At 38.3% G+C, this 25,163-nt stretch carries 19 protein-coding genes; 12 read left to right on the top strand and 7 right to left on the bottom strand.

Annotation, left to right across the window (positions count from 1 at the left end; all coding sequences use genetic code 11):
* Positions 1-30 precede the first annotated feature (30 nt).
* The 4 genes from nirB to H4J39_RS10815 all read left to right on the top strand — a co-directional run bounded on the left by nirB (position 31) and on the right by H4J39_RS10815 (position 6,657).
* Positions 31-2,622: a nitrite reductase large subunit NirB gene (gene nirB / locus H4J39_RS10830; RefSeq protein WP_182228161.1), complete on the top strand. Its 2,592-nt coding sequence runs from the start codon at positions 31-33 to the stop codon at positions 2,620-2,622.
* A gap of 10 nt (positions 2,623-2,632) precedes the next feature.
* A complete protein-coding gene (gene nirD / locus H4J39_RS10825; protein WP_182177040.1) occupies positions 2,633-2,998 on the top strand; it encodes a nitrite reductase small subunit NirD in 366 nt (121 codons plus the stop codon).
* 71 nt (positions 2,999-3,069) lie between these two features.
* Positions 3,070-5,787, top strand: coding sequence for a nitrate reductase (locus tag H4J39_RS10820; protein ID WP_182228159.1), 2,718 nt, complete (start codon positions 3,070-3,072; stop codon positions 5,785-5,787).
* A gap of 168 nt (positions 5,788-5,955) precedes the next feature.
* Entirely contained in the window at positions 5,956-6,657 is a 702-nt protein-coding gene (locus tag H4J39_RS10815) for a VC0807 family protein (protein WP_182228157.1), read from the top strand.
* Between the two features lie 143 nt (positions 6,658-6,800).
* Here the strand turns inward: H4J39_RS10815 and H4J39_RS10810 are convergent, their stop codons facing one another.
* Positions 6,801-8,315 carry a leucyl aminopeptidase gene (locus H4J39_RS10810; protein ID WP_182228155.1) on the bottom strand — a complete coding sequence of 505 codons (1,515 nt, stop codon included), beginning with the start codon at positions 8,313-8,315 and terminating at the stop codon, positions 6,801-6,803.
* 300 nt (positions 8,316-8,615) lie between these two features.
* Between H4J39_RS10810 and ltaE the strand changes: the two genes are divergently transcribed.
* The 4 genes from ltaE (at position 8,616) to glsB (ending at position 14,489) form a co-directional block, all read left to right on the top strand.
* A complete protein-coding gene (gene ltaE, locus H4J39_RS10805; protein WP_182228153.1) occupies positions 8,616-9,629 on the top strand; it encodes a low-specificity L-threonine aldolase in 1,014 nt (337 codons plus the stop codon).
* A gap of 106 nt (positions 9,630-9,735) precedes the next feature.
* Positions 9,736-10,998, top strand: a complete 1,263-nt coding sequence (locus H4J39_RS10800; RefSeq protein ID WP_182228454.1) for a PotD/PotF family extracellular solute-binding protein — start codon at positions 9,736-9,738, stop codon at positions 10,996-10,998.
* 54 nt (positions 10,999-11,052) lie between these two features.
* Positions 11,053-13,338 carry an ATP-binding protein gene (locus H4J39_RS10795; protein WP_182228151.1) on the top strand — a complete coding sequence of 762 codons (2,286 nt, stop codon included), beginning with the start codon at positions 11,053-11,055 and terminating at the stop codon, positions 13,336-13,338.
* Between the two features lie 218 nt (positions 13,339-13,556).
* A complete protein-coding gene (gene glsB, locus H4J39_RS10790) occupies positions 13,557-14,489 on the top strand; it encodes a glutaminase B (protein ID WP_182228149.1) in 933 nt (310 codons plus the stop codon).
* Positions 14,490-14,593: 104 nt separating this feature from the next.
* Here the strand turns inward: glsB and astB are convergent, their stop codons facing one another.
* Positions 14,594-15,931, bottom strand: a complete 1,338-nt coding sequence (gene astB / locus H4J39_RS10785) for an N-succinylarginine dihydrolase (protein ID WP_182228452.1) — start codon at positions 15,929-15,931, stop codon at positions 14,594-14,596.
* A 976-nt stretch (positions 15,932-16,907) separates the two neighbouring features.
* On the opposite strand from astB, the gene H4J39_RS10780 reads away from it, so the two are divergent.
* The 4 genes from H4J39_RS10780 to H4J39_RS10765 all read left to right on the top strand — a co-directional run bounded on the left by H4J39_RS10780 (position 16,908) and on the right by H4J39_RS10765 (position 19,723).
* Positions 16,908-17,789 (top strand): LysR family transcriptional regulator, encoded by an 882-nt coding sequence (locus H4J39_RS10780; protein ID WP_310649747.1) that lies wholly within the window; start codon positions 16,908-16,910, stop codon positions 17,787-17,789.
* Positions 17,790-17,913: 124 nt separating this feature from the next.
* Positions 17,914-18,444, top strand: coding sequence for a hypothetical protein (locus H4J39_RS10775; protein ID WP_182228148.1), 531 nt, complete (start codon positions 17,914-17,916; stop codon positions 18,442-18,444).
* Between the two features lie 35 nt (positions 18,445-18,479).
* The gene (locus tag H4J39_RS10770) at positions 18,480-18,617 is read left to right on the top strand and encodes a hypothetical protein (protein WP_182228146.1); all 138 of its coding nucleotides are present in this window, start codon (positions 18,480-18,482) and stop codon (positions 18,615-18,617) included.
* Between the two features lie 176 nt (positions 18,618-18,793).
* Positions 18,794-19,723: a PDC sensor domain-containing protein gene (locus tag H4J39_RS10765; protein WP_182228144.1), complete on the top strand. Its 930-nt coding sequence runs from the start codon at positions 18,794-18,796 to the stop codon at positions 19,721-19,723.
* Positions 19,724-19,802: 79 nt separating this feature from the next.
* On the opposite strand, the gene H4J39_RS10760 is transcribed toward H4J39_RS10765, so the two are convergent.
* Genes H4J39_RS10760 through H4J39_RS10740 form a run of 5 tightly spaced genes read right to left on the bottom strand, consistent with a single transcriptional unit; the run spans position 19,803 to position 25,131 of the window.
* The gene (locus tag H4J39_RS10760) at positions 19,803-20,564 is read right to left on the bottom strand and encodes a gluconate 2-dehydrogenase subunit 3 family protein (RefSeq protein WP_182228142.1); all 762 of its coding nucleotides are present in this window, start codon (positions 20,562-20,564) and stop codon (positions 19,803-19,805) included.
* A 2-nt stretch (positions 20,565-20,566) separates the two neighbouring features.
* Positions 20,567-22,249, bottom strand: coding sequence for a GMC family oxidoreductase (locus tag H4J39_RS10755; protein WP_182228140.1), 1,683 nt, complete (start codon positions 22,247-22,249; stop codon positions 20,567-20,569).
* 14 nt (positions 22,250-22,263) lie between these two features.
* Complete coding sequence (locus tag H4J39_RS10750) at positions 22,264-22,989, bottom strand: DUF1080 domain-containing protein (RefSeq protein ID WP_182228135.1); 726 nt, start codon at positions 22,987-22,989, stop codon at positions 22,264-22,266.
* Between the two features lie 23 nt (positions 22,990-23,012).
* Entirely contained in the window at positions 23,013-23,870 is an 858-nt protein-coding gene (locus H4J39_RS10745) for a sugar phosphate isomerase/epimerase (RefSeq protein ID WP_182228133.1), read from the bottom strand.
* A gap of 40 nt (positions 23,871-23,910) precedes the next feature.
* The gene (locus tag H4J39_RS10740) at positions 23,911-25,131 is read right to left on the bottom strand and encodes a sugar MFS transporter (RefSeq protein ID WP_182228131.1); all 1,221 of its coding nucleotides are present in this window, start codon (positions 25,129-25,131) and stop codon (positions 23,911-23,913) included.
* Positions 25,132-25,163 lie beyond the last annotated feature (32 nt).

Here is a 25,163-nt window from a genome sequence, read left to right as displayed (position 1 = left end):
ACCCCTATTAATATTGAAGCAGGTATAAAAATGAGCTCAAGTAATCAGCAATTAGTAGAAAAACAAAAAGTGGTTGTTGTCGGTAACGGCATGGTAGGTCACCATTTTGTTGAGCAATTGGCTCAATTGAGTACAGCTAACCCAGCCATTGAAATCACGGTTTTATCAGCAGAATCTCGTCTTGCTTATGACCGTGTTCACCTTTCAGAATATTTTAGTGGCAAAAAAGCTGCAGACTTAGCGATGACTGACGAAAAAACCTATCAAGAGTGGGGGGTAAAATTCCAGACAGATGCCAAAGTTATTTATATTGATAGAGCAAATAAACAGATTGTTACCAAAAACGATGAAGTCATCGAATATGACAAACTTATTCTCGCCACAGGCTCTTACCCTTTTGTTCCACCTATTCCTGGAAAAGACCGTGACCACTGCTTAGTTTATCGCACTATTGATGACTTAGACGATATTCAAGCCAGTGCCAATGTTAGTAAAGTCGGCGTTGTTATCGGGGGAGGTTTATTGGGTCTTGAAGCAGCAAATGCCTTAACTGCCTTAGGCTTAAAAACCCATGTAGTCGAATTTGCACCACAATTAATGGGCGTTCAAATTGATGCCGGTGGTGGTCGATTATTAAAAGAAAAAATTGAAGCTTTAGGTGTGCAAGTGCACACATCAAAGGCCACCCGTATTATTGAAGATGGTGATGAATGTCGTTACAAACTGTGTTTTAGTGATGACACCGTACTTGAAACTGACCTTATTTTATTCTCAGCAGGTATCCGCCCTTATGACAATTTAGCTAAGTCTTTTGGACTAGAGATGGGCGAACGTGGCGGTATTGTTATTAATAACCAATGCCAAACTTCAGATGAAAACATCTATGCCATTGGTGAGTGTGCGCTATGGAATAACTTTATTTTTGGTTTAGTGGCACCTGGTTACAACATGGCTAAAGTGGCTGCAAAACATATTATGGGTGAGCAAGCATCTTTTACCGGTGCAGACATGAGTACAAAACTAAAACTGATGGGCGTGGAAGTGGGTTCAATTGGCGATGCACATGCAAAAACCACTGGCGCGTTAACCTATACCTATGAAAACCAACCAGAAGGCGTTTATAAGAAAATTGTCGTCTCTAGCGACAAAACAAAAATGCTTGGCGCGGTGTTAATTGGCGATACCAGTGAATATGATTCTTTACTGCAGTACATGCTTAATGCAATAGATTTACCTGCCTCACCAGAAGCGCTGATCTTGCCTTCATCTGGTGAAAAGCCCACGTTAGGTGTAGATGCACTGCCCGATAACGCCATTATTTGTTCATGTCATAACGTGACTAAGGGCGATATTATTAGCTCAATCGACCAAGGTGCGTGCACACTTGGGGATGTAAAAACGTGCACGAAAGCGAGTACGGGGTGTGGCGGTTGTACCGCTTTATTAAAAAATGTTGCTGACAAAGAATTTTCCAGTCGTGGTGTTGAGGTTAAAAAAGATATTTGTGAACATTTCGCTTATTCACGCCGAGAAATTTTTGACATTGTTAACGTTGAAAAAATTAAAACCTTTGATGAGCTTTTAGCTTCGCATGGCAAAGGTCATGGCTGTGAGGTCTGTAAACCACTTACCGCGTCTATATTAGCTTCGGTGTGGAATGACTATATTCTTAAAAAACCGCATTTATCGCTACAAGACACCAATGACACCTACCTTGGCAACATGCAAAAAGATGGTACTTATTCGGTTGTGCCACGCGTTGCTGGCGGTGAAATAACCCCAGACAAGTTAATTGCTTTAGGACAGGTGGCAAAAAAATATAAGCTCTACACCAAAATAACTGGGGGGCAACGTGTCGACCTCTTTGGCGCACGTGTTGAAGAACTCCCACCTATTTGGCAAGAGCTTATTGATGCAGGTTTTGAAACAGGTCATGCCTATGGCAAATCACTGCGTACCGTTAAATCTTGTGTTGGCTCTATTTGGTGTCGCTTTGGTGTACAAGACTCTGTTGCCATGGCTATTGCTTTAGAAAATCGCTACAAAGGTTTAAGAGCGCCACATAAAATCAAGTTTGGTGTTTCTGGGTGTACCCGCGAGTGCGCCGAAGCACAAAGTAAAGATATTGGTATTATCGCCACAGAAAAAGGCTGGAACTTATATGTTTGTGGTAATGGTGGTATGAAACCTCGTCATGGCGACCTCTTTGCCATAGACATCGATGATGAAACCTTAGTTAACTATATTGACTGCATTTTAATGTTCTATGTGCGCACCGGTGACCGCTTACAAAGAACTTCCGTGTGGATGGACAATATGGAAGGCGGCTTAGCCTACTTACAATCAGTTATCATTGAAGACAGCCTTAAACTTACCGATTACCTGCAAGCACAAATGGCCACAATTATTGGTACTTATCAATGCGAATGGAAAACCACCTTGAGTGACCCGGAAGCCTTAAAGCGCTTTAAGCCTTTTGTAAACTCGTCAAAACCTGACAGCAATATTATTTTTGTACAAGAACGCGATCAAATTCGCCCAGCAACTACGGATGAAAAAATAGCACAACGTTCGCAAACAGTAAAAATAACTAACGCCGGCAAAATTGCTGAAGAAGCTTAAGGAAATCATCATGTCAGAGCAAACTATCTCAGCAAAAAACAAGCATTGGTTAACGATATGTCAAACCAGTGATTTAATTAAAGATTCAGGAATTTGCGCCTTAATAGAGCAAGAATTTGAAGAGAAACAGGTCGCTATTTTTCATTTACCTAATACCGAAAAACAAGTGTACGCCGTTGGCAATTATGATCCCATTGGTCAGGCTAATGTACTGTATCGGGGTATCGTCGGTAGTGTCGGAGACGACATTGTCGTTTCCTCGCCTTTATATAAACAACATTTTTGTTTAACGACCGGAAAATGCTTACAAGAAGATAAATACATTGAAGTTTTCCCAGCGCGAATTATTGATGACTACGTGCAACTTTTTGTCTAAATAAAATAAATAACCGCCTGAGTAAAAATAGGCTATTCAACGATATATATTCTGTTTTAAAGGTAAATTTTATGAGTTGTTCTCAATCATCACATATTGTTCAATCTACTTGTGCATACTGTGGTGTAGGTTGTGGTATTGATATTACCGTTGAAGATGGCAAAGCCAAGGCGTTAGTGGGTACAAAAGAGCACCCCGCCAATTTTGGGCAACTGTGTGTTAAAGGCACCAATTTATTAGCAACCACGGATTTAACCAACCGCCTACTTGAACCACAGATAAATAACCAAGTGGTTAATTGGTCAACCGCCACAAAACATGTTGCTGATAAATTTTCACAAATTATCAATGCTCATGGTCCAGACTCAGTCGCTTTTTATGTTTCAGGGCAATTGTTGACCGAAGATTACTACCTTGCTAATAAATTAATGAAGGGCTATATCGGCTCTGGCAACATTGATACTAATTCTCGTCTTTGTATGTCTTCAGCTGTTGCCGCTTATAAACGTAGTTTTGGTGAAGATGTTGTGCCCTGTAGCTATGACGATTTAGACACAACTGAGCTATTATTAATTACTGGCTCTAACGCTGCTTGGACACATCCGGTATTATTTCAGCGCATTGAACGTGCTAAAAAGCGTAATCCAAAAATGAAAGTGGTGGTTATTGACCCGCGTAAAACCGCAACCTGTCAAATTTCTGATTATTTTTTACCATTAAAGCCCGGCAGTGACGCGGCATTCTTTAATGGTCTGTTAAATTATCTAGCAGAGAATAATGGCCTAAATCGCAACTATATTGAGCAACATACAGAAGGCTTTGAACGAGCATTATTAGCCGCAAAAAAATGGTCTATTGCCGAAGTATCAGCCTATTGCGAACTTGATCAAAAAACCCTCGAAAGTGTTTATCAATTATTTACAAGCACAGAAAAAGTACTGAGTTTTTATTCAATGGGCATCAATCAATCGAACTCTGGTGTTGATAAATGCCAGAGTATTATTAATTGTCACTTAGCGACAGGAAAAATTGGCAAAGACGGTTGTGGACCTTTTTCTATTACCGGACAACCCAACGCGATGGGGGGCAGAGAAGTCGGCGGTTTATCTAATCAATTAGCCTCACACATGGACATCGAAAACCCTGATCACAGATCAACTGTGCAACGCTTTTGGCAATCGCCAACAATGGCTGATAAAAGCGGCTACAAAGCGGTAGATCTCTTTGATGCTATAGATAAAGGCAAAGTGAAAGCGGTTTGGATAATGGCTACAAACCCAATGGTTAGCTTGCCAGATCGACAAAAAATAGCCCGAGCATTAAGTAAGTGCGAGTTTGTTGTTGTTTCTGATTGTGTTGAAAACAATGACACCTTAGACCTTGCTGATGTTAAATTACCCGCGACACCTTGGTTAGAAAAAAACGGTACAGTTACCAATTCAGAACGTCGTATTTCACGGCAAATAAATGCCATAGCAGCTAACGGACAAGCAAAGCACGACTGGCAAATTATTGCCGAAGTTGCCACAGCCATGGGTTTTTCAGGTTTTGATTATGCGCATGCTAGTGAGGTATTTCGAGAATTCGCTCAATTATCAGGTTTTGAAAATAATGGCGAGCGTGTTTTTGATATATCCGCCTTCTCCGCTATTTCTCCTGCACAGTATGACCGCTTAAAACCCGTACAATGGCCAGTTAACGACACCTACCCTGAAGGTAAAAAGCGTGTTTATGAAGACGGAAAATTTTCGACTCCTTCAGGTAAAGCACTTTTTTTTCCTATTACACCACGCCAGCCAGCACAAGAAATCTCAGCAAAATTTCCCTTTATATTAAACAGCGGCCGCTTAAGAGATCAATGGCATACTATGTCTCGCACGGGTAAAGCGCCGCAACTTACTGCACATACCGATAAATGTTATCTCTATATTAACCCTAACGATGCTGCACGATTAAATATCGTTAATGATGAAATAGTCAATGTTACCTCTAGCACCGGGCAAGCAACCGTTCATACAAAGTTAGATGAAAATCAAAGAGCCAATGAATGCTTTATGCCCATTCATTGGAATAAACAATTTGCTTCTAGTGCCAATGTTAGCAATTTGTATGCGAGTGTTACCGACCCTATTTCGGGTCAAGCTGAAACTAAACATGGCGCAATTTCGTTAAGCAAAACAACCTTTACGCAATTTGGCCAGCTTCATATTAGCGAAGAATTTATTGTTCAAACACAAGTCAGTAATGAGTTTTGGAGCAAAGCTCGAACGCCTTATGGCATGAGTTTTTACTTTGCGAACACTCAGCTTGAAACACAATGCTTACACTGGTGCCAAGCAACCAGTCAAATACCGGGTGAGTGGATGCAATTTACCCAAGGAGACACAAGTTATATTATCTGCATGCAAGAGGGGCAGTTAGTTTTCTTATGTTATATCTCATCAACGCCACCAAAGACCGAAAGCGCATGGCTTGAACATGTTTTCAATGAAAAGAAATTGCCTGAACACGATATTCAATCATTATTGTCAGGGTCTTCAAGTGAGATATTCGCTAAAGGTAAACAAATTTGTAGTTGCTACAACATAGGTGAGAAAGCCATTATTAATGCCATTAAAACGGGCTGTGATTCGGTTGAAAAATTAGGCGAAAACTTAAAATGTGGAACAAATTGTGGTTCGTGTAAATCAGAATTAAGCGCTTTAGTTCATGAGTATAAAATCAATAAAGTAAAAATAATAAAGACCTCCTTTAGAGAAACAGTGACGTTAAGTGAAAGTGATAACTAATTGTCACTTTCTTTTTACAATTATATACCCAGAACACGTCAAAGTGCAGTTTCAGCCTTAAAGGTGAAGTCTCTCGGGTATAGCATGACATTTTATCTATTATTCGATAAAATGTTAGCAGACTTAAACAAACTGGCTCGTGTCAGTTGCTCCTAAATATGAAATATAATGTCAACTCAAACAACTGCTAAACGTCCTAATGCTTTTTTAGAAATTATTTTTAATATTGCTATTCCGTCACTTATTTTAATGAAATTATCGGGGGATGAATATTTAGGCACTGTACCCGCTTTAATCGTAGCGCTATTATTTCCATTGGGTTATGGGCTATCCGATTTCATTAGAAATAAGTCGATGAACTTTATTTCCTTACTGGGATTTTTGAGTACGTTGTTAACGGGCAGTATTGGTTTATTTGAATTAGATGTGGAATGGTTAGCAATTAAAGAAGCCGCAATTCCAGCCGTTATTGGTTTAGTTGTCTTAATATCTGGCTTCTGGGGTAAACCCCTCATCGCCAAAGTGATGTTAAACCCACTTTTATTTAATTTAGATTTGATCTACCAAACACTTGAAAATAAAAATAAAACCCAAGCGTTTAAAGCAAGAATTCAGTGGGCAAATCACCTATTATCTTCAACCTTTGTTTTTTCGGCTGCCATGAATTACCTGTTAGCGAAATGGATTGTCGTTAGCCCTGCTGGTACAACAGAGTTTAATGAGCAGCTAGGTGAAATGACACTACTAAGTTATCCCGTTATTGCGATACCTTCTATGGTCATGCTGATAGCGATTATGTTTTATGTGGTAAGAAGCTCGATGAAATTAACCGGTTTAACGTTAGATCAAATATTAAACGGTAAAAACTAGCAGTAGACGTAACCTTTAAAATAAACCTCATAAATTACGTTTTGAGCCTAGATACTAAGGTGTAAATATCGAGATTTGATATTTACACCCGCCATCGTTTAAATCAGTGATCTCAACTTAATGAAAGATCAACGATTGGCCCATTACTTTTCTTTGGTCATTAACCATTGTGACAATAACCGCACACCAAAACCAGTGCCTCCCGTTGGGACTTCATTTTTTGCTTTGCTGCTTAACGCATTGCCAGCAATATCTAGATGTGCCCATCGAACATCGCCGACAAAGTGCTGTAAAAAACTTGCTGCTGTTGTTGCGCCGGGTCCGCCTGTACCTATATTTTGTAAATCAGCAATATCGGTTTCAAGCATATCTTTATAACCTAGCGGTAAGCGCCATAAATTTTCATTCACCTGCTTTCCTGCAAAAGTTAATTCTGTAACTAAGGCTTCGTCGTCTGAAAATAAGCCCGCATAACGATCACCCAGCGCTCGAACTTTCGAACCTGTTAACGTTGCTACATCAACCATTATTTCTGGCTTATAAAATTCACGCGCATACCAAAGTGCGTCAGATAATACCAAACGCCCTTCTGCATCAGTATTAACGACTTCGACCGTTAAGCCTTCGGCTGTTGTAACTACGTCACCGGGTGCAATTGAAAATTGAGAAACCATATTCGCCGCCATTCCCATCACAGCAACAACATTTACTTTGCTTTCATTGAGGGCTAAAGCTTTTATGGTACCTAATACAGCAGCGGCGCCAGCCATATCTGACTTCATTCGAGCAATAGATGCTCCAGTTTTAATGCTGTAACCACCAGAATCAAAAGTGATCCCTTTACCCACTAAGGCAATAGGCGCTTCATCACTGCCCTTGTAATGCGCAACCACTAAACGTGAACCGTCTTTACTACCACGGCCAACAGCCTCTAAAGCTCCCATACCTAATTTTTTAAGTTGCTTAGGCGTTAACACCTTAATTTCAACACCAAGCTTTTTAAGTGCTTTTGCCGCATTAGCAAAATCAACAGGTGTCATTTCAGTAGGTACTTCACTGGTTAAATCGCGGGCTAAAAACACACCCTGCTCAATATTGGCTAAAGGAGTGTAAGCCACTTGTGCTGCTTTGCCATTTTCAACGTCAAAAACAAACGTTTTTTCGCTGCGTTTTTCATTATGATATTGTTCAAACCGGTGAGCGCGCAAGCTTACGCCATGGGCTAATAAAGATGCAGAGGTATTGCTGTTAGCCAAATTATCTGTAGAAACTTCGATGATTTTAGTTAATTTGGTATCTAACTTAGCCAGTAAATTACCTCCCAATGCGGTTAACTTGTCTTTAGTTAATTGTTCCTGCTCACCTGTTCCGACGATTAACACTCGGTCATAATCTAAGCCAAAAGGCGCAACAACTTGTAAGAAGCTACCGTATTCACTGGTGAAACCTTCTGCTTTAACAGCCTTGGTTAAGTGACCTTGGCTTTTTTTATCAAAAGTAGAAAAATCACCGTTATTACCATCTTTACCGTGAAAAACCACTAAAGTATCTGCTGATACGGTTACAGAATCTGCAAAACTTATTTTTTCAGCAAATACTGATGTACTTGAAAGAACAACAGCCAATGCAACTGAAATGGTGGTGCGTTTAAATGACATAAAAACCTCTATTAAAGTGTAAAAAATATTTATAATTTAATTATATCCTATACATACGATAGTAAAACCATATTAGTTCAGTGCCTTACTTTGAGCTAAAAACCTGAGTAAGCTTCAACGCGAAAGGTTCGGCCTCGCTATATTGTTACATAAAGAGGCCTATTTTTTTATATCTTTTAATCGGTAAACCGTTCGTTAAGTTGTTTGCGGCTTCATTTTAAAAATAAGGTTATTTCTCTATATTATCGCCAGTATAACCGTTTATACTTTGTGGCTATTAATACTTTATTTGGATGTAAAATGATTGATTTTCGCTCTGACACCGTAACCCGCCCCTCTTTAAAAATGCGAAATGCAATGTCTCAGGCTGAGGTCGGTGACGATGTTTATGGCGACGACCCAACGGTAAATGAATTAGAACAATGGTCGGCAGTGCGCCATGGTTTTGATGCCGCACTATTTTGTAGTTCAGGCACACAAGCTAATTTATTAGCACTTATGGCCCATTGCGAACGTGGTGACGAATATTTGTGTGGTCAACAGGCCCATAACTACAAATTTGAAGGTGGTGGTGCTGCGGTCCTTGGTTCAATTCAGCCACAGCCGATAGAAAACGAGAAAGATGGCACCATTTGCTTGAAGAAGCTAGAACAAGCGATTAAACCTGATGATTCCCATTTTGCTCGTACCAAACTGGTTAGCATTGAAAATACCATTAATGGCAAAGTGCTCCCATTGAAATACTTAGCCAGGCTGCGAACCTTTGTGAACAAACATCAATTAAGTTTACATTTAGACGGTGCTAGAGTTTATAACGCCGCGACAGCTTTAAACGTAGATATCACTGAAATAGCACAATATTTTGACACAATGTCGGTGTGTTTATCTAAGGGGTTGGGCGCGCCTATTGGCTCATTATTATTAGGTTCAACTGAAGTCATAGCCAAAGCCCGACGCTGGCGTAAAGTGCTGGGTGGTGGTATGCGCCAAGCCGGCATTCTCTGTGCTGCTGCTAAAATAGCCTTAACTGAAAATGTTGAACAGCTTAAAGTTGACCACGAAAACGCACAACATCTAGCAAATCAACTGAATAGTATTTCAGGCTTTGAGGTTAATCTCGCGCAAGTTACCACTAACATGGTTTTTGTTAAGGTAGACGAATCAATCGATATTCACGCCATTGCCACCAAACTAAAAGATCAAGATATTATAATATCACCGAGTACCTATATGCGTTTGGTTACGCATTTAGATCTGAGTAAAGCAGATATTAATAACTTTATTTCAGCATTAAAAGTGGCATTAAATAAATAACAGTAAATTTTTTATATTAAAAGGTTATATCGTGTGGTTATCATTAGATTTTTTGTTTCTATTATCTATACTCGATATATTACATAAATTACATGCGAAAAATCAAATGGATAAGTCTCGTAGAAATGCTATAAAGAAAATTGCACTTGGTGGCGCTGCCGGTATAGCCATTGCCAAAGCACCTTATGTATTTGCCCGCAATAAAGTAACCTTACGCATCTTGGGTACGCATGTAACATTACAAGAAGAACTAAGACAAAAAGCCATGGAAGACCTTGGCATCAACTTGATCTTTGAACCCAAAGGTAGCGCAGCAGTTTTACAAAAAGCATCAATGTTTCCACAGTCATTCGATTTATACGAACAGTGGTCAAATAGTATTAATGTACTTTGGCGTTCTGGCGCCATTCAATCTATAGACAAAAGAAGAATTACCCATTGGGATGAAATTAATAACTTAAGTAAGACGGGGAAAATAACACCGTCAGCAAGACTGGGTGACGGTGATGCTCCTTATAAGATATTACATGTTCAAAAAAACAATCAACTCGGTGAAAACCACACCAACGACATCAGCTTTTTACCATATGTTCATAATGTTGACTCGTTTGGTTACAACACTGATTTTATTAAAGAAGGCATACCTTACGAAACCGAAAGTTGGGGGTGGTTATTAGACGAAAAGTATAGTGGTCGTGTGGGTGTTATCAACGCGCCTACCATTGGTATTTTTGACTTAGCGCTAGCAGCACAAGCTAACAACCTTATGTCTTTTAATAATATTGGTGCGATGACCAAGCTTGAATTAGATAAACTGTTTGGTATATTAATTGGCTTAAAACAAGCGGGACATTTCAGTGGTTTATGGACTTCAGTCCCTGAATCAATTCAATTTATGAAATCAGGCAGAGTCATTATAGAAAGTATGTTTTCTCCTGCCGTCGCATCCTTAAATGGTATGAATGTTCCCATTACCTACGCTGCACCTAAAGAGGGGTATAGAGGTTGGCATGGCGTAATGTGTTTATCAAAGGCGACAACAGGTAAAGTAAAAGATGCGGCTTACGACTATATGAATTGGTGGCTATCGGGTTGGCCAGGCGCTTATATTGCTAGACAAGGCTATTATATTTCAAACCCGCAACGTACCGCTCGTTACTTGTCACCACAAGAATGGGACTATTGGTATGACGGAAAACCCGCCTCAATCGACTTAAAAGGGATTGATAATAAAGTATCGGTCTATCAAGGAAATGTTCGCCGAGGAGGTAGTTATGAAAAACGATTTAGCAATGTCGCTGTCTGGAATACCGTTATGCCAACCTATGATTATAGTATTCAAAAATGGTATGAATTTATTAATGCATAAACAATCTACTTTTCATCCAAGCGTGTTAAAAAATAAAACCTGGTGGTGTTATAAATGTTTCGAAGCTTAAAAGCACAGCTAATACTTTCTTTAACGATTATAATTTTACTTTTTATTGGACAAGAGTATGTATCGTATCAAAGCCAAAAACTGTTAATTACGGGCATAACCTCTAACCAAGAAATAGTTGATGCCGTTATTGAAGTTAAAACATTAGAGAAAGATGTTTTAGATTTGCAAAGAAACGTACTTATTTATAAAGAAAATCAAGCATCTTCAGTGTTAAAACGATTAAATGACATTATGACCTTGGTAACGCGTAAATTAGATATGACGTTATTTTTAATCAAAAAAAATGAAATTGGCAACAATCAAGAGGTCGCCATAGAGAGTATGCGTAATCATTTAAAAGATTACCGAGAAAACTTTGATTCTGTTGTTTTACTTATCGATAAAAAGGGTGAATTGTTTAATCAAAAGATAGTCACTCGATTAACTCACTTAAAAAGCATCACGTCTAAAGTATCGGATGATACAACGACTATACCCCTGCTTAATGCTACGCGTATAAATAACAAAAAGCTTAATAATTTAACATCTGAATTACAGCTTGCTGCTTATCAATATTTTCTTTTACCTAATACTGAAAACATCAACAATTTTCAAGATATTCTCAATAAGTTAGAAGCTGTTGCTACAGCATTAAATATCAAAGAAATAAATTCAGATTTAGCTATTATCTCTAGCGAAATGAAATTATTAACACAAGTAACCCGAAATTATAACTATCTAGTAAACGTTGTGATGTCTGGCTCTGCAAACGAATTTCTATATTTAGCGAAAGGTTTAAGTGAAGTCGTCTTACAATATCGTGATTCCAGTAACTCAAACCTTAATGGGATTGTTGACGAGTCTATTTTACGTGGCACTATCATGTTTCTTTTTGGTATATTCTTTACTAGTCTTATCACCTTATATGTACTCAAAAGACTCATATTTCCGATAGAAAAAGTGACCCAAGTATTCAATACACTCGCAGAAAATAAAGAGCTTAATCAGGGCCTTGAACTTGAAGTGAATCGAGCTGATGAAATAGGTCATTTAATGAAGTCAGCCACTATATTTCAATTCAAAAACCAGCAAACAAATGACTTATTAATACAATCACAACAATTAAATCAACAACTTGTTTTATCACAAAAGAAGGCTGAAAAGGCAACCCAAGCAAAAAGTATGTTTTTAGCGAATATGAGCCATGAAATTAGAACCCCCATGAATGGCGTTGTTGGTATGCTCAGCTTATTGTCAAACACACCTTTAACGGATGAACAAAAAGAATACATTAGTCTTGTCAATTCTAGCTCTGAATCTTTATTGACTTTAATTAACAGTATTTTAGACTACTCTAAAATTGAATCAGGCAAACTAGAAATAGAGAGCATTCATTTTAATATTGCTGATATTATTAACGAAGTTGTCATGATTATGGCTGCTATCGCCGAGAAAAAGTCGTTAGGGCTCACTATTAAATCGATCGAACTCTCTCAAAAGACAGTAATAGGTGACCCTACTCGTCTTAAACAGATACTGATAAACCTGATCAGTAATGCGATTAAATTTACCGAGCAAGGAGGCATTGAACTTGAAGTTTTGCTTGTTGAGGTAAACAATGAACAACTTAACTTTTCCTGTAAAGTAAGAGACACTGGCATAGGTATTTCTCAAGAACAGCAAGATAATATTTTTAGTCCTTTTTCTCAAGCTGATAATTCAACAACACGAAAATATGGTGGTACAGGTTTAGGCTTGACCATAGTTAAACAGCTTTGTGAACTTATGGCCGGAGATATAAAGATAGACAGTACATTAACCAAAGGCAGCTGCTTTTCTTTTAACTTGCTTTATCAAAAACCAGAAAACGATATTTCTGAAAAATCAGAGGAAAATACCCCGATTAAAAATGTTAACTTATTATTTAAAAAAATACTTCTTGTTGAAGATAATAGGATAAATCAAATCGTAGCAACGACTATTCTCAGCAAATTAAAGCTTAAAGCTGACATAGCAGATAACGGTATTAAGGCGATAGAAAAGCTAAAATCAGCATCCTATGATTTAATCTTAATGGATTGCCAAATGCCTGAAATGGACGGTTATGAAACAACTAGAGCGATTAGAGCTGGAAAAGCAGGAAAGGAGCATCAAGATATACACATTATCGCGATGACCGCTAATGCGATGAAAGGAGACAAAGAAAAATGTATGAATGCTGGCATGAACGATTACTTAGCTAAGCCAATAGATATTGATAAATTACATCAAAAACTTACCACTAGGTAACAAAACAACCCCACATTAAAAACCATTAAGACGCTTGTTAACTTAAAGGTATCATTCATTACCTATCTTATAAAAGCCAATATATTAGCTTTTATAAGATAAAATCGTTGAACTCTAGCATTAAAACCCTTTATTTAAAAAAGTAACGTTTAGGGCTACATATCAAGTTTATTTTGTGCATAATAAGCGCCTCTTCACTTTACTATCCGAACCTTTATATGAAAAACAACATTGTTGATTTACAAGGTAAGCTAAATACATTATTGCTTACTCATCGCGATAGCTTTGTAGAAGGTGCCGTAGCGGATTACATTCCAGCTCTCGCTAGTGTTAGACCTGATTTTGCAGGTATATCTGTCGCTACCATTGACGGAAAAACAGTAGGCGCGGGTGATTATCAGCAGTCTTTTTCTATTCAAAGTATTTCAAAAGTATTTGGTTTAGTCATGGCAATGAATCGTCTGGGTGAGTCATTGTGGCAACGTGTAAGAATGGAGCCTTCAGGTCAACCTTTCAACTCTATTATTCAACTTGAGTGGGAAAAAGGTATACCCAGAAATCCGGTCATAAATGCCGGAGCGTTATTAGTTGCTGACGTATTAACCAGCCATTATTCCGCCAGCAAACTCGCTTTCTTAGGCTTTGTAAGAAAACTTGCCAACAACGAAGATATTCGCGTTGACCTTGAGGTTTACCAATCTGAATTCACCCATGGTAACCGTAATGCCGCCCTAGCCTACTTAATGAAAAGCTTCGGTAATATTGAAGCCGAAATTCCTGACGTACTTAGCCATTATTTTACCCAATGTTCAATCGCTATGAGCTGCGAGCAACTAGCTCAAAGTTTGCTTTTTTTAGCTAACAAAGGTGTCGACCCTTTAACAAAACGGGTTATTTGTAGTCCAAAAGATGCGCATCGCGTTAATGCGATATTATCAACCAGTGGTATGTATGATCAATCCGGTGAGTTCGCTTTTTCTGTTGGTTTACCCGCTAAAAGTGGTGTCGGTGGTGGTTTAATTGCTATTGTGCCAAATTATGGCGTGATATGTACATGGAGCCCACCGTTAAACAGTTTTGGTAATTCTGTTGTTGGCATGAAATTAGTAGAAGGTATTGCAGAAGAATTAGGCTTGTCTATTTACCATTAAAGCCCATAACAACACTAATTAACCGATGACATCCAATAAAGCAGTAAGTTGACCGACATAAAGACTTACTGCTTATAAAGGGGGATTTTTATTCCTCTGATAAATTATTGCTGAAAGCGATAAACAGACCCTAAAGATAAAAGTTGAGACAGTTCATCTAATGCAGTACGTGACTCAATAATTAACTGAGGATCTCGTAAATCATCAAGCACTAATTTATCACGATAATGGTCGTTAACCCATGCAACTAATTGAGTATATAACGCGGGTGTTAATAAACAATCAGGATTCACTGCAAGTAATTCTTCTTTCGTGAGGGCAACCCTTAAACGCAAACAGGCAGGGCCACCACCATTTTTCATACTTTCGTTAACATCAAAAAATTCAACATGGTTTATTGGATTATCCGCGGCGATTAATGTTTGTAAATAGTCATTAACTTGAGTGTTTTCACGACAGTGCGTTGGAGCAATAATGACCATCGTATTATCCTGTAACGTAACAATTTGCGTATTAAACAGGTAGGTATTAACCGCATCTTGAACAGACACTTGTTCGGTTGAAACTTCAAGAAAATGCAGCTTTTCGCCGCTAAACTTACGTGTGACCTCGGCTTTAAATTCAGCGGTATTTAAATACGCTTGCTCATGGTAAAGAAAGACATTTTGATTTCCCACCGCAATGACATCATTATGAAAAACACCTTGATCAATAATATCGGGATTTTGTTGTACAAAAACAGTTTTATCTTCAGGCAAACCATGTAGCCTTGCAATAGCCTGGCTTGCTTCAAAAGTTTGACGGGCAGGAAACTTAATTGGCACCGGTTTATTGCGGTTAAAAGCATAACGACCATAAGTAAATATTTCTAGACCTGCATCACCGTAGCCTTCACATAAGCGTGTATGGTTGGCCGCACCTTCATCACCAAAATGTTCATTATCATTAAGATGCTGGTGATGCTGAAAATATTTTTCGTCCTTAAACATCGCTTTAAGAATTTTGCTGGTTGTTTCAGGCTCAAGTGAGCGATGGAATTTGTTCGCTAAGTTAGCAGAAGTAAAATGTACTTTTTTATCAACAGTATCGGCTGATGGCGACACTGTTGCTGCATTTGCTGTCCACATCGTTGAAGCAGAGCAACAAGAAGCGAGCAGGGTTGGCGAAGCTTTATAGGCTGCAGCCAAAATTTGGGCATCGCTGCCATGAAACCCCAGTCTTTTTAAGGTATACATATCAGGGCGTTCTTGAGGCGCAAATACGCCTTGCTTTAATCCCATGTCATGCAAGGCTTTCATTTTTTTTAAACCTTGCAAGGCGGCTTCTTTAGGGTTTGAGCTGTTATGAGTATTCGATAATGACGCAACATTACCCTCTGAAAGGCCCGCATAATTATGAGTTGGCCCCACTAATCCATCAAAATTTACTTCAACACTTTTCATCATTATCCTTACACTTTTATCATTATGCTAATAGCATAGCAAAATACACACCAATCAAAAATAAAACCACCTATCAATAACTTACAGTTTTTGGTGATATTAATGTTTGTTTAATGCATCATGATGATCCATTAATTTTTTATAACGTGCAGTGTTTGCTCAATAGAAATAAAGCAACGGTGGTCTGTAAAAAGAATAGCAAGTGATCTCCCTATCATCAATCATTTCTAACCGTAAAATTCATAGGTGAAAAGAATTAAGGTATAAGATGAATTTATCTCATTTGCCGTACTCATCGAATAAATTTACAGTGATCTTGTTTTTTGAATCACCCCCTGTCCTTAATAACAATATCTCTGATTCTTTAATAACACTTTTTTGTATTGCTAAACTGCTTCATTTTAAGGACATCATTTGATGTCCTTTTTTCTGTCTTTTTTTTGACTGATAGGTGAAAAAATCTCATCTGTCGAATGAATTTATCTCGTTTGCGGGGTTTGATGAATAAACGTAAAGTGAAGGTGTATTTTGAATCTCCCCCGATTCTTTAATAACACTTACTTATATTGTTAAACTGTTTCATTTCAAGGACATCATTTGATGTCCTTTTTTTCTGCCTTTTATTTGACTAATAAGTGAAATAAACTCACCTGTCGGATGAATTTATCTCGTTTGCGGTGTTTGATGAATAACCTTAAGGTGAAGATGTATTTTGAATCTCCCCCGATTCTTTAATAGCACTTAGTTATATTGTTAAACTGTTTCATTTCAAGGACATCATTTGATGTCCTTTTTTTCTGCCTTCATTTTTTCTTTCTTTTACTGTCCTTTTAGTGCAAACGAACCAAAGTAGTGCAAGCAAGGCTTCGCCACCTTGTAGATAAAAACAAATAACTAATAATATCAATAAATTAACTTTCGGTATAAGTATTGCTATTCACCTTTGTCTTCATCAATTTATTTTACTTATATGCCTATTCAAACACCCATACGTGGTTTACGGTCATTCTGTGTGGCCTCAAAATGTTTAAGTTTCAAACATGCCGCCGCACAATTATTTTTAACCCCTTCAGCGGTTAGCCATCAAATAAAACAGCTAGAAGAACAGTTAGGTTTTGTCCTTTTTAAAAGAGGTACACGATCAATAGAATTAACCAGTTCAGGGAAACAGTTTTATCAGTCTATTCAACCCATTATTCATCAGCTTGAGTCGACAATTTCAGAATTTACTCATAATCAACAAAACAAGACAATTGTCATTAGTTTGCCTGAGTTTTTTGCCAGCGAATTATTCATTCCTCAATTAAGTGAATGGTCTGAAAAGAACCCTGAGATCAACTTACAATTAGAGACAATAAAGTCGGGAAGTGAACCCTCCCAGGTTGCTGACTTATCAATCGTACTCGCCAATGGTAAGCCTAATGCCAGTATTGTTCATGAATTATTTCCTGTTCGCTACACACCAGCTTGCAATAAAAAACTATATAAAAAACTTAAAAGTATGGGGGTTGACGCATTAAAAAACACGCCACTCATTTTACACCGTTCTCGTCCTTGGTCATGGCATCAATGGGCTGACAACGTCAATATTGACGATTTTGATCCGAAACAAATTATACAATTTGACAGTATGTTTGGCGTCGCACGTGCAGCTCAACAGGGAATGGGAATTGCTTTAGTACCACTTCCAATTAGTAAAACATGGTTTAGCGAGGAACTATTAGTGAAACTATTCGATGAAGAGCTAAATACCAATGACCGATACTATTTAATTCAACATGAGAATATGGAAAATAAAACTGAACTGACTTTATTCGCAAATTGGGTAAAAGAAACCTTCGCCAATGACAATAAGTAGCCTCGTAGGAGATGGGTGAAATTTATTCACTTAATACGTTTATTTTAATCGTTTGTTTAGCCAAATTAAACTTTCTATAGTAAACGTGCATTAACCCAATGCGCTTTTAAAAAGAGATACCAAAATGAATAGTGAACACGTTTTTTTAAAAAAATCATTAATGACTCTAGTGATGACTTTAGTGATAAGTAGCCCTTTAATGGCTTTTGAAAACAACTTAGCCTTAAAAGTGGCTATCGTTAAAGATGCTACTGGTAGTCAAGATATTGTTAAGGGAAACTTTAACTCGAGTATTAAAAAACTAACCGGACGTCATAAAAATGAAAATTCATACAACAGTAATATGAGTTTATGTGTTGCTTATTTACAAGCTGATAATGCCAAACAGTCAGAATTAGCATGTACTGCGGCAATCAACGATGTTGAAGCCATGGACTTATATAATGACAAAGCCCTATACCTTAAATCATTAAGTTACAGTAATCGTGGTATTTCGAGATATAAAAACAATGATATTTCTGGTGCCTTAACTGATTTAAGTGCAGCTGTGTTAATTGATGCAAACACGATTACCGTTGGTAACTTAAACATTGTAAAAAAGCGGCTCTATAAATCTCAAACCCTTGCTTCAACTTCAACACAGTTTGCCGAATAATCATCATTACAACGCTAATATTTAGGAGATACAACATGCTAAAGCGAATGCTATACAGTATTTCATCCGTAACTACTTTACTGCTTAATATTAAGCATTTATCAATAAGTCAGTGGGATATTGAAGAAACAGACAATACACAACACTTTAATAACTCGCGACAACAAAGGTAAATGAATGATCTATTTAAAATACAGTAGCAACGCAGTTAATTCATTTAACATTTAAATGATAAAAATAACGTTGCTACCTTATTTCCTTATACCCAACCCTTATAAAATCAAAGTACGGCAACCCCATTAAACACGCATTTTCCTATAAAAATACTTATCATTAAAATCGAGTTTTTATGAACTACATCAGTGTAATAGAGAGATATCATGAATATCACAAAGCTATTCATGAGCTTATGGCTTCAATCGTTGCAGGGGCTTTTGATGAAAATTTTTTTAACGATGAACGCTTACTGAAAAGCTCAATGGATTGGCTAACCAAACATTACCCTTTTATTGAGTTGATGTTCACTTTAGATGCCGATGGTATTCAACGTAGTAAAAACATTTCAAAGCATAACGCTGTCAATAAAAGCAGTGCAGAAGGCCCTGGAATAGACCGCTCTTATCGCCCTTACTATATCAAAGCAAGTGAAAATAATAACATTATTGTTACCGAGCCCTACTTATCAACCTCTAGCCATAATTTATGTATCTCTTCGTCAATGAAATATGCCAATAAAAATGGTGATGTGGTCGGTGTGTTAGTGATAGATATTAACTTATCTCAGGCAATTGAGTTTTTAATGGGCGATGTAAAACGAAAAAAATTCCACCCTTTTTTTGTTAGTATATATTCATGCATTGTTATTGGCCTTTTCTTTATCGTGGGTATTCTTTTATATTCGGCAGGTAGTGAAATAATTAATTTACTGCTTTCACCCACCCCTGAAGATCTTCAATTAAAACCGTTTGGCATTATTATTTTTCTGACCTTAGCACTCGCTATTTTCGACTTGGGTAAAACGACCATTGAAGAAGAAGTGCTCATGCAAAAAGATATATTACGCCACAGTTCGACACGACGAACAATAACTCGATTTATTGCTACCATCTTAATTGCTGTTTCGATAGAAGCTTTATTGCTGATGTTTAAATCGGTGCTTGGCTCGCCTGAATACTTAGTGAATGCAGTAGCGATGATGGCAACTTCAGTTGGACTACTGGTTGGATTAGGACTTTATGTTTATCTTGGCGCAAAAGCAGAAACATTATTAAAAAAATAGTGTTTGAAACATAAAGTTGTTGGTGATTTCAAGTATTAAAAAAAACCTTAACACGCCTGCTAAGGTTTTCATTGCTCTATTACGCTAGGGTTAACCCTAAGTTATATAAGGTTTTATCAAGGTGAATCATCGCTTCATCAGTAGGGCCAGGATAATCACCAGCAATGGGCACATTACCTAAATAACCTAAATCCTTTGTGCCTTCGGGGCTACAAAAGAAAGCAGCTAAAACAAGCTTTCTAAATCGACTAAATGCTCGAGAAATTCTTGTGAACTCTTCAGCTAAATCCTCTTTTTGATAAGCGATATCATCAATGATGTTAAGTTGATCTGCAGTTGACAATCCAGTGAAAGCCTTAGAAAATCTTAGTTTGGCTTCATCATTAAGCCAAACTAAAGCTGATAATATGGTTAAACGATCGCTTTGCTGTCTTTCATAGGGAGCACTTACCCATTCATCAACCACATCAGGAACATTAACTTCAGTTGCTGAAGGCACATGACCATCTCTAGGGACTAAGATATCAGCAAGTACTGCCACTAACGTTAGTTGCTCAGCGGTCAATGTTTTCGGCCAAGGTGATTTAGGCGGAATGATCATACTGGGATCTTTTCCGTAACCTTTCACTGTTATCGGCGATAGAGTCAAGTCAGGCCAATGCCCTTTTATTGAGTATCCCACCGCATTAGCGATAGTGGTCACCTGTTCACTGTCTTCACATCCGACAATCGAAGGTATTAACGTACTAGCCGATAATATGCCCAACCATTTTAATGATTCACGGCGAGTAATTGTCGATTTATAGTGAACATCACCGTCTTCTTTTATGATATTACTCATATTTACAGCTCCCCTTTACTTAATTGAGATGCTAGCCATGTCGCATTTCTCATGGCTAACGTCATAATAGTAAGCGTGCAGTTTTTATGAGGGTTAGAAGCGAAGACCCCAGCATCCATAACAAAGACATTTTTACAATCCCATGTTTGTCCATATTGGTTGGTCACTGAATCTTTCGGCGACTCGCCCATGCGAGTACTACCGACTTCATGAATAATTTGACCACCTTTTAAAATAGCCTTATCTGCACTCGGCAAAGGGTTGGTGAAAGTCGCTCCCATGGTTTCCAATATTTTTCTTGCAGTTTTTAAGCCGTGCTCAACTTGTTTAAGTTCGTGGTCAGCCCACTTCCAATGAAACTTGGCAACGGGTATTCCCCATTTATCAGTGACCTTATCGTCAATTTCCATATAGCAATGCTCATTAGGTAGCATTTCACCACGTAACGCTAAATATACGCCAGCGCCATAATATTGCTTGGCTTGGTCTTTAAGTTCTTTTCCATAACCTTGCAAGTTACCACTAACACCCGAGCCTGGTGCTCTAAAACCACTACCAATTTCAAAGTGATAACCACGAGGAAAATCGAGTTCACCTTTAGCGTGTTGCTTATGTCCCCACCAAGGAATAAATAAGTGGTTTGCAGTATGCCCGTCTTCGTTATAAATGGGACGACCTTCAAGCGCAGGAATATGAGCACCAACACCAGTGCCTGTAGAGTCCATTAAATTTCGGCCCACTTGTCCACTCGAATTAGCTAACCCATTAGGATGATGGGCATTTTTCGAGTTGAGTAATAATCTTGCTGATTCACAAGCGCTTGCCGCTAAAATAATAACGTTAGCGGCGAGCTTAATATCTTTACCCGTTTTTTTATCAACGTAGGTTAACGCGTTCGCCTGACCATTTTCATCAACATCAACTGTTCGAACCATTGCATCTGTAATAATTTTTAAATTACCCGTTGCCTTTGCCATTGGCAGTAATGACGTAGTCGTTTGAAAAGCGGCGCCTATTGAACAACCGTGTCCACATGGTGTTGCATAAAAACACGCCTGTCTGTCATCTTTGGGCCGGGTTAAAACGGCTCTATGCATTGGCGCGGTGGCAATACCTAATTTTTTGGCTGCAGCTGCTACTAAGAGTTCTGGAATACGCGCTTTAGGTGGCGGTTGTAATACCCCTTCAGCAGAATCAGGCATATCGTCTAAGCCCGTATTGGTGCCACAAATACCAACAAGTGTTTCTGTTTTATCATACCAAGGCGCTAACTCTTCATATTCAAATGGCCAATCTGCGCCTAAACCGTCGCGAGTTTTTCCTTTGAAATCATGTTCGCTAAAACGTAATGAGTACCTGCCCCAATGATTGGTTCGTCCGCCTAACATGCGTGCACGCCACCACATAAAATCAGAATTTTCACCGGTGGTATATGGCTCATTAGGTACTTGCCAGCCACCATCAACCGTCGCGTCATAAAAACCGAAGTCTTTATCAACATTACCTGCCCCCATCAATGGTGCTTCGGCATTTGTTTTAAACATTGGCGTTTCAGTTTTAGGGTCGTAATCTCGGCCTGCTTCTAACATTAAAACTTTATGGCCCGCTTTGGCTAACGTATACGCAGCCATTGCACCGCCAGCTCCAGAGCCAACAACCACGACTTCATAATCAAAATCTTTCATTATCTATCCCTGCGCTATAACGCTTTTATTTTTATATTTTTAAAAGCAACAGCATCGTTATGATCTTGCAAACCAATATGACCGACTTCGGTTAAAGCAAACCCCTGCCAATCTTTAAATTTACTTTTTGCGACAAGTTGCTGCCAGTTTTCACTACCGACAACAATGTCAGCCGTTAGTACATTGTTTTGCCATACCTTGAGTGATTTATTAATCATAAGAATACGTACGGTATTCCATTCACCTGCTGGCTTATGAGATTCAACAGGTGATGCGCTAATGTCATAGATTGAACCGGACAAATGCGAAGCAAGTTTGTTATCGCTATGGCGTTCATTATCAAGAATTTGCACTTCTACAGCATGAGAATATATTTGGCTGCCCACTTCGTCCGCCATAATAAAAATACCACTATTACCCGCAATTGATATTTTCCAATCTAATTTCAAGTCAAAATTTTCATAGGATTTTCTAGTCAAAATATCGCCAGCACCTTTTTCGCTGAGCCTCATTTCGCCTTGCTGTACTTGCCATTTACTGCTGAGTGTTTCTTTCTTGAAGCTACGCCATTGCGACATATCTTCACCATTAAAAAGTAACTGCCAACCTTGAGATTTTTCTGTTTCTGTCAGCTCGTTATCTTGAGCAGAAACTAATATGGGTGTGCTGATAAAAAACAATATTATGCTCGTTTTTATAACACTCAATACTGACTTTTTAGTGAATATTAACTTCTTCATTTGTTGACTCTTTTCAAAGTATATTAAAGTTGTTTAAGGATTTTATCTAAACCAATTTTGGACTGTTCAACAGCTTGTAATGGCGTTAAGCCATTAGGATATTCTTCTTGCTCAACGACAAACCAAAGTGTTCCACCAACCGCAATATTCGCTTTAGATAAATTCAACCAGTCAATAGTATCTTGTCCAATAATGGGGAGCTTCCCTAGAGTTCCTTCGGGTAAACGCACTTTATAATGCGTCGTTAATGTCCTGCCAGGATAGCGTTTTACATACTCAATAGGGTCTTTACCTGCGAAAGTTGTCCAACCTACATCTTGTTGCAATATCACGCTTTGTGATGTGTTTTGTGCAAGATAGTCCCAATAAGTAATTCCTTCGTAGGCGTCAAACTCATGATCATGATTATGAAATCCTGTTTTCATGCCCAACGGAGCCAGCTTTTTATCAAAATTATTCAGTAAAGACACAATTTCCTTAATACCTTCTGGGTGCCAAGCACGTTCATCCCAGCCAACAATCAACATGTTTACACCCAACTCTTTGTAGAATGCAACGGTCTTATCAAAATTTTTCTCGTTAAGTTGCTCAAACGAGATATGTGCTCCACTCCCCTTCAAGCCTAATTCATCAAGCACTGATTTAATGGCTTTTGAATCACCTGAAAACTCTCCGAATTCGTTAGCAAACTCAACACCTGAAAATCCCATTTGGGCAATTTGCTTTAATGTGCCTTTAAAGTCTGCTTTCACCTCATTTTTTACTGACCAAAGTTGCACACTTATTCTTGGCATGAGTAACTTGTCTGGTGCGATGCTTTTAGAAAAACATATCGGTGAGAAAGCTAATAATGCCGACATTAATACAATAAATTTTTTCATGGATGTTCTATTCCTTAAATTTTTACGATTTCATTCAGTACTATGCAAAGCTACCTTGCTGTAAACGTTGTTTTTTCATAAAAATGACCAGTCCGAAAAAAGCAAAAATTAGTACCAATGGAAACAAACTCAAATTAGCCAATGTTGCTTGACCCGCTGCGAGTTCTGCAACTTCAGATGTACTCTTTATTGCTAATGCTTGTTCACGAGCTTGATCAATCCAACCACCTATAACGGGGTTCCATAGACTTACAGCAAACATCCCTGCACCGCCTAGCATCGACATACCTAATGCTCCCGATTGCGGAATATTTTCAGCGACAAAGCCAATCATTGTTGGCCAAAAATAAGTAACACCAAACGCGAAGAGTAAGGCTGATACATAGACCATATTACCGGTCGCTATACTCATCGAGTAAATGCCTAAGGTGGTAACGATGGCAGAATAAAGCAATACGCCCGCAGGATTAAACTTGTGAATGATTGGCCCCGCAAAATATCGCCCTATTGCCATAACTCCAGTGATCATCGCCATAATTAGCATAGGTGAAGCACCTGATGCGCCAAGAATACGTTCGATCCACTGCTGGGTACCTAATTCACTGGTTGCCGTTAAGGTCATACAAAAGGCCATAAATAAAAATAACGGCGAGAATAGTGCTTTGATATTGTTACCCGTTGAGGTATCAATATTTTCACTTTCTGGAAATTGTTGACTCAAAATTAAATAACCATAAATGACCGTTGGAATGAGCATGATGGCAATTTGCGCTTGCCAACCAAAACTCATATCTGTCATCGTTTTAGAAATTAGCGCTCCTATGACTATGCCACCAGGAAACCACACATGAAAACGATTCAGCATAGTCGTTTTGTTTTTATGATACATATCGGTAATTAACGGATTACAACCGGCTTCTACGGCACCATTAGCAAATCCGATAAAAAAGCTGGAAATGAGTAATGTCCAAAAGCCCTCAGCAGACATGGTTAAGACTAAACCAATGATATGGCCAACAAAGGCAATAAGGACTAATTTCTTTGCGCCTAAAAAGTTATAAAGTAAACCACCAAACATAGTAGCAATGGGAAAACCTAAAAATGCCATAGCATTTATCCAACCCAATTGGGTATCCGATAAAGCAAAGTCTTGGCTAAGCTGTCCTAAGATCCCAGCTCTTATAGCAAAGGTCATTGCTGTTACGGTTAATGCTAAACAGCTAGCAATAAACAGCTTATTTTTATTAATTTCTGCTGTCATAATTTCCTGTTCCTGTTTCTATTTAAGCTCTT

The sequence above is a fragment of the Colwellia sp. Bg11-12 genome (assembly GCF_014076955.1).
In the GTDB taxonomy this organism is placed as follows: Bacteria; Pseudomonadota; Gammaproteobacteria; order Enterobacterales; family Alteromonadaceae; genus Colwellia_A.
Note: the sequence above shows the minus strand (reverse complement) of the source record. Positions and strands in the feature narration are given on the sequence as shown.

What these genes read in the sequence shown, in the direction of transcription:
- nirB (WP_182228161.1), top strand. Translation starts at nt 31, where the DNA reads ATGAGCTCAAGTAATCAGCAATTAGTAGAAAAACAAAAAGTGGTTGTT.
- nirD (WP_182177040.1), top strand. Translation starts at nt 2,633, where the DNA reads ATGTCAGAGCAAACTATCTCAGCAAAAAACAAGCATTGGTTAACGATA.
- H4J39_RS10820 (WP_182228159.1), top strand. Translation starts at nt 3,070, where the DNA reads ATGAGTTGTTCTCAATCATCACATATTGTTCAATCTACTTGTGCATAC.
- H4J39_RS10815 (WP_182228157.1), top strand. Translation starts at nt 5,956, where the DNA reads ATGTCAACTCAAACAACTGCTAAACGTCCTAATGCTTTTTTAGAAATT.
- H4J39_RS10810 (WP_182228155.1), bottom strand. Translation starts at nt 8,315, where the DNA reads ATGTCATTTAAACGCACCACCATTTCAGTTGCATTGGCTGTTGTTCTT.
- ltaE (WP_182228153.1), top strand. Translation starts at nt 8,616, where the DNA reads ATGATTGATTTTCGCTCTGACACCGTAACCCGCCCCTCTTTAAAAATG.
- H4J39_RS10800 (WP_182228454.1), top strand. Translation starts at nt 9,736, where the DNA reads ATGGATAAGTCTCGTAGAAATGCTATAAAGAAAATTGCACTTGGTGGC.
- H4J39_RS10795 (WP_182228151.1), top strand. Translation starts at nt 11,053, where the DNA reads ATGTTTCGAAGCTTAAAAGCACAGCTAATACTTTCTTTAACGATTATA.
- glsB (WP_182228149.1), top strand. Translation starts at nt 13,557, where the DNA reads ATGAAAAACAACATTGTTGATTTACAAGGTAAGCTAAATACATTATTG.
- astB (WP_182228452.1), bottom strand. Translation starts at nt 15,931, where the DNA reads ATGAAAAGTGTTGAAGTAAATTTTGATGGATTAGTGGGGCCAACTCAT.
- H4J39_RS10775 (WP_182228148.1), top strand. Translation starts at nt 17,914, where the DNA reads ATGAATAGTGAACACGTTTTTTTAAAAAAATCATTAATGACTCTAGTG.
- H4J39_RS10770 (WP_182228146.1), top strand. Translation starts at nt 18,480, where the DNA reads ATGCTAAAGCGAATGCTATACAGTATTTCATCCGTAACTACTTTACTG.
- H4J39_RS10765 (WP_182228144.1), top strand. Translation starts at nt 18,794, where the DNA reads ATGAACTACATCAGTGTAATAGAGAGATATCATGAATATCACAAAGCT.
- H4J39_RS10760 (WP_182228142.1), bottom strand. Translation starts at nt 20,564, where the DNA reads ATGAGTAATATCATAAAAGAAGACGGTGATGTTCACTATAAATCGACA.
- H4J39_RS10755 (WP_182228140.1), bottom strand. Translation starts at nt 22,249, where the DNA reads ATGAAAGATTTTGATTATGAAGTCGTGGTTGTTGGCTCTGGAGCTGGC.
- H4J39_RS10750 (WP_182228135.1), bottom strand. Translation starts at nt 22,989, where the DNA reads ATGAAGAAGTTAATATTCACTAAAAAGTCAGTATTGAGTGTTATAAAA.
- H4J39_RS10745 (WP_182228133.1), bottom strand. Translation starts at nt 23,870, where the DNA reads ATGAAAAAATTTATTGTATTAATGTCGGCATTATTAGCTTTCTCACCG.
- H4J39_RS10740 (WP_182228131.1), bottom strand. Translation starts at nt 25,131, where the DNA reads ATGACAGCAGAAATTAATAAAAATAAGCTGTTTATTGCTAGCTGTTTA.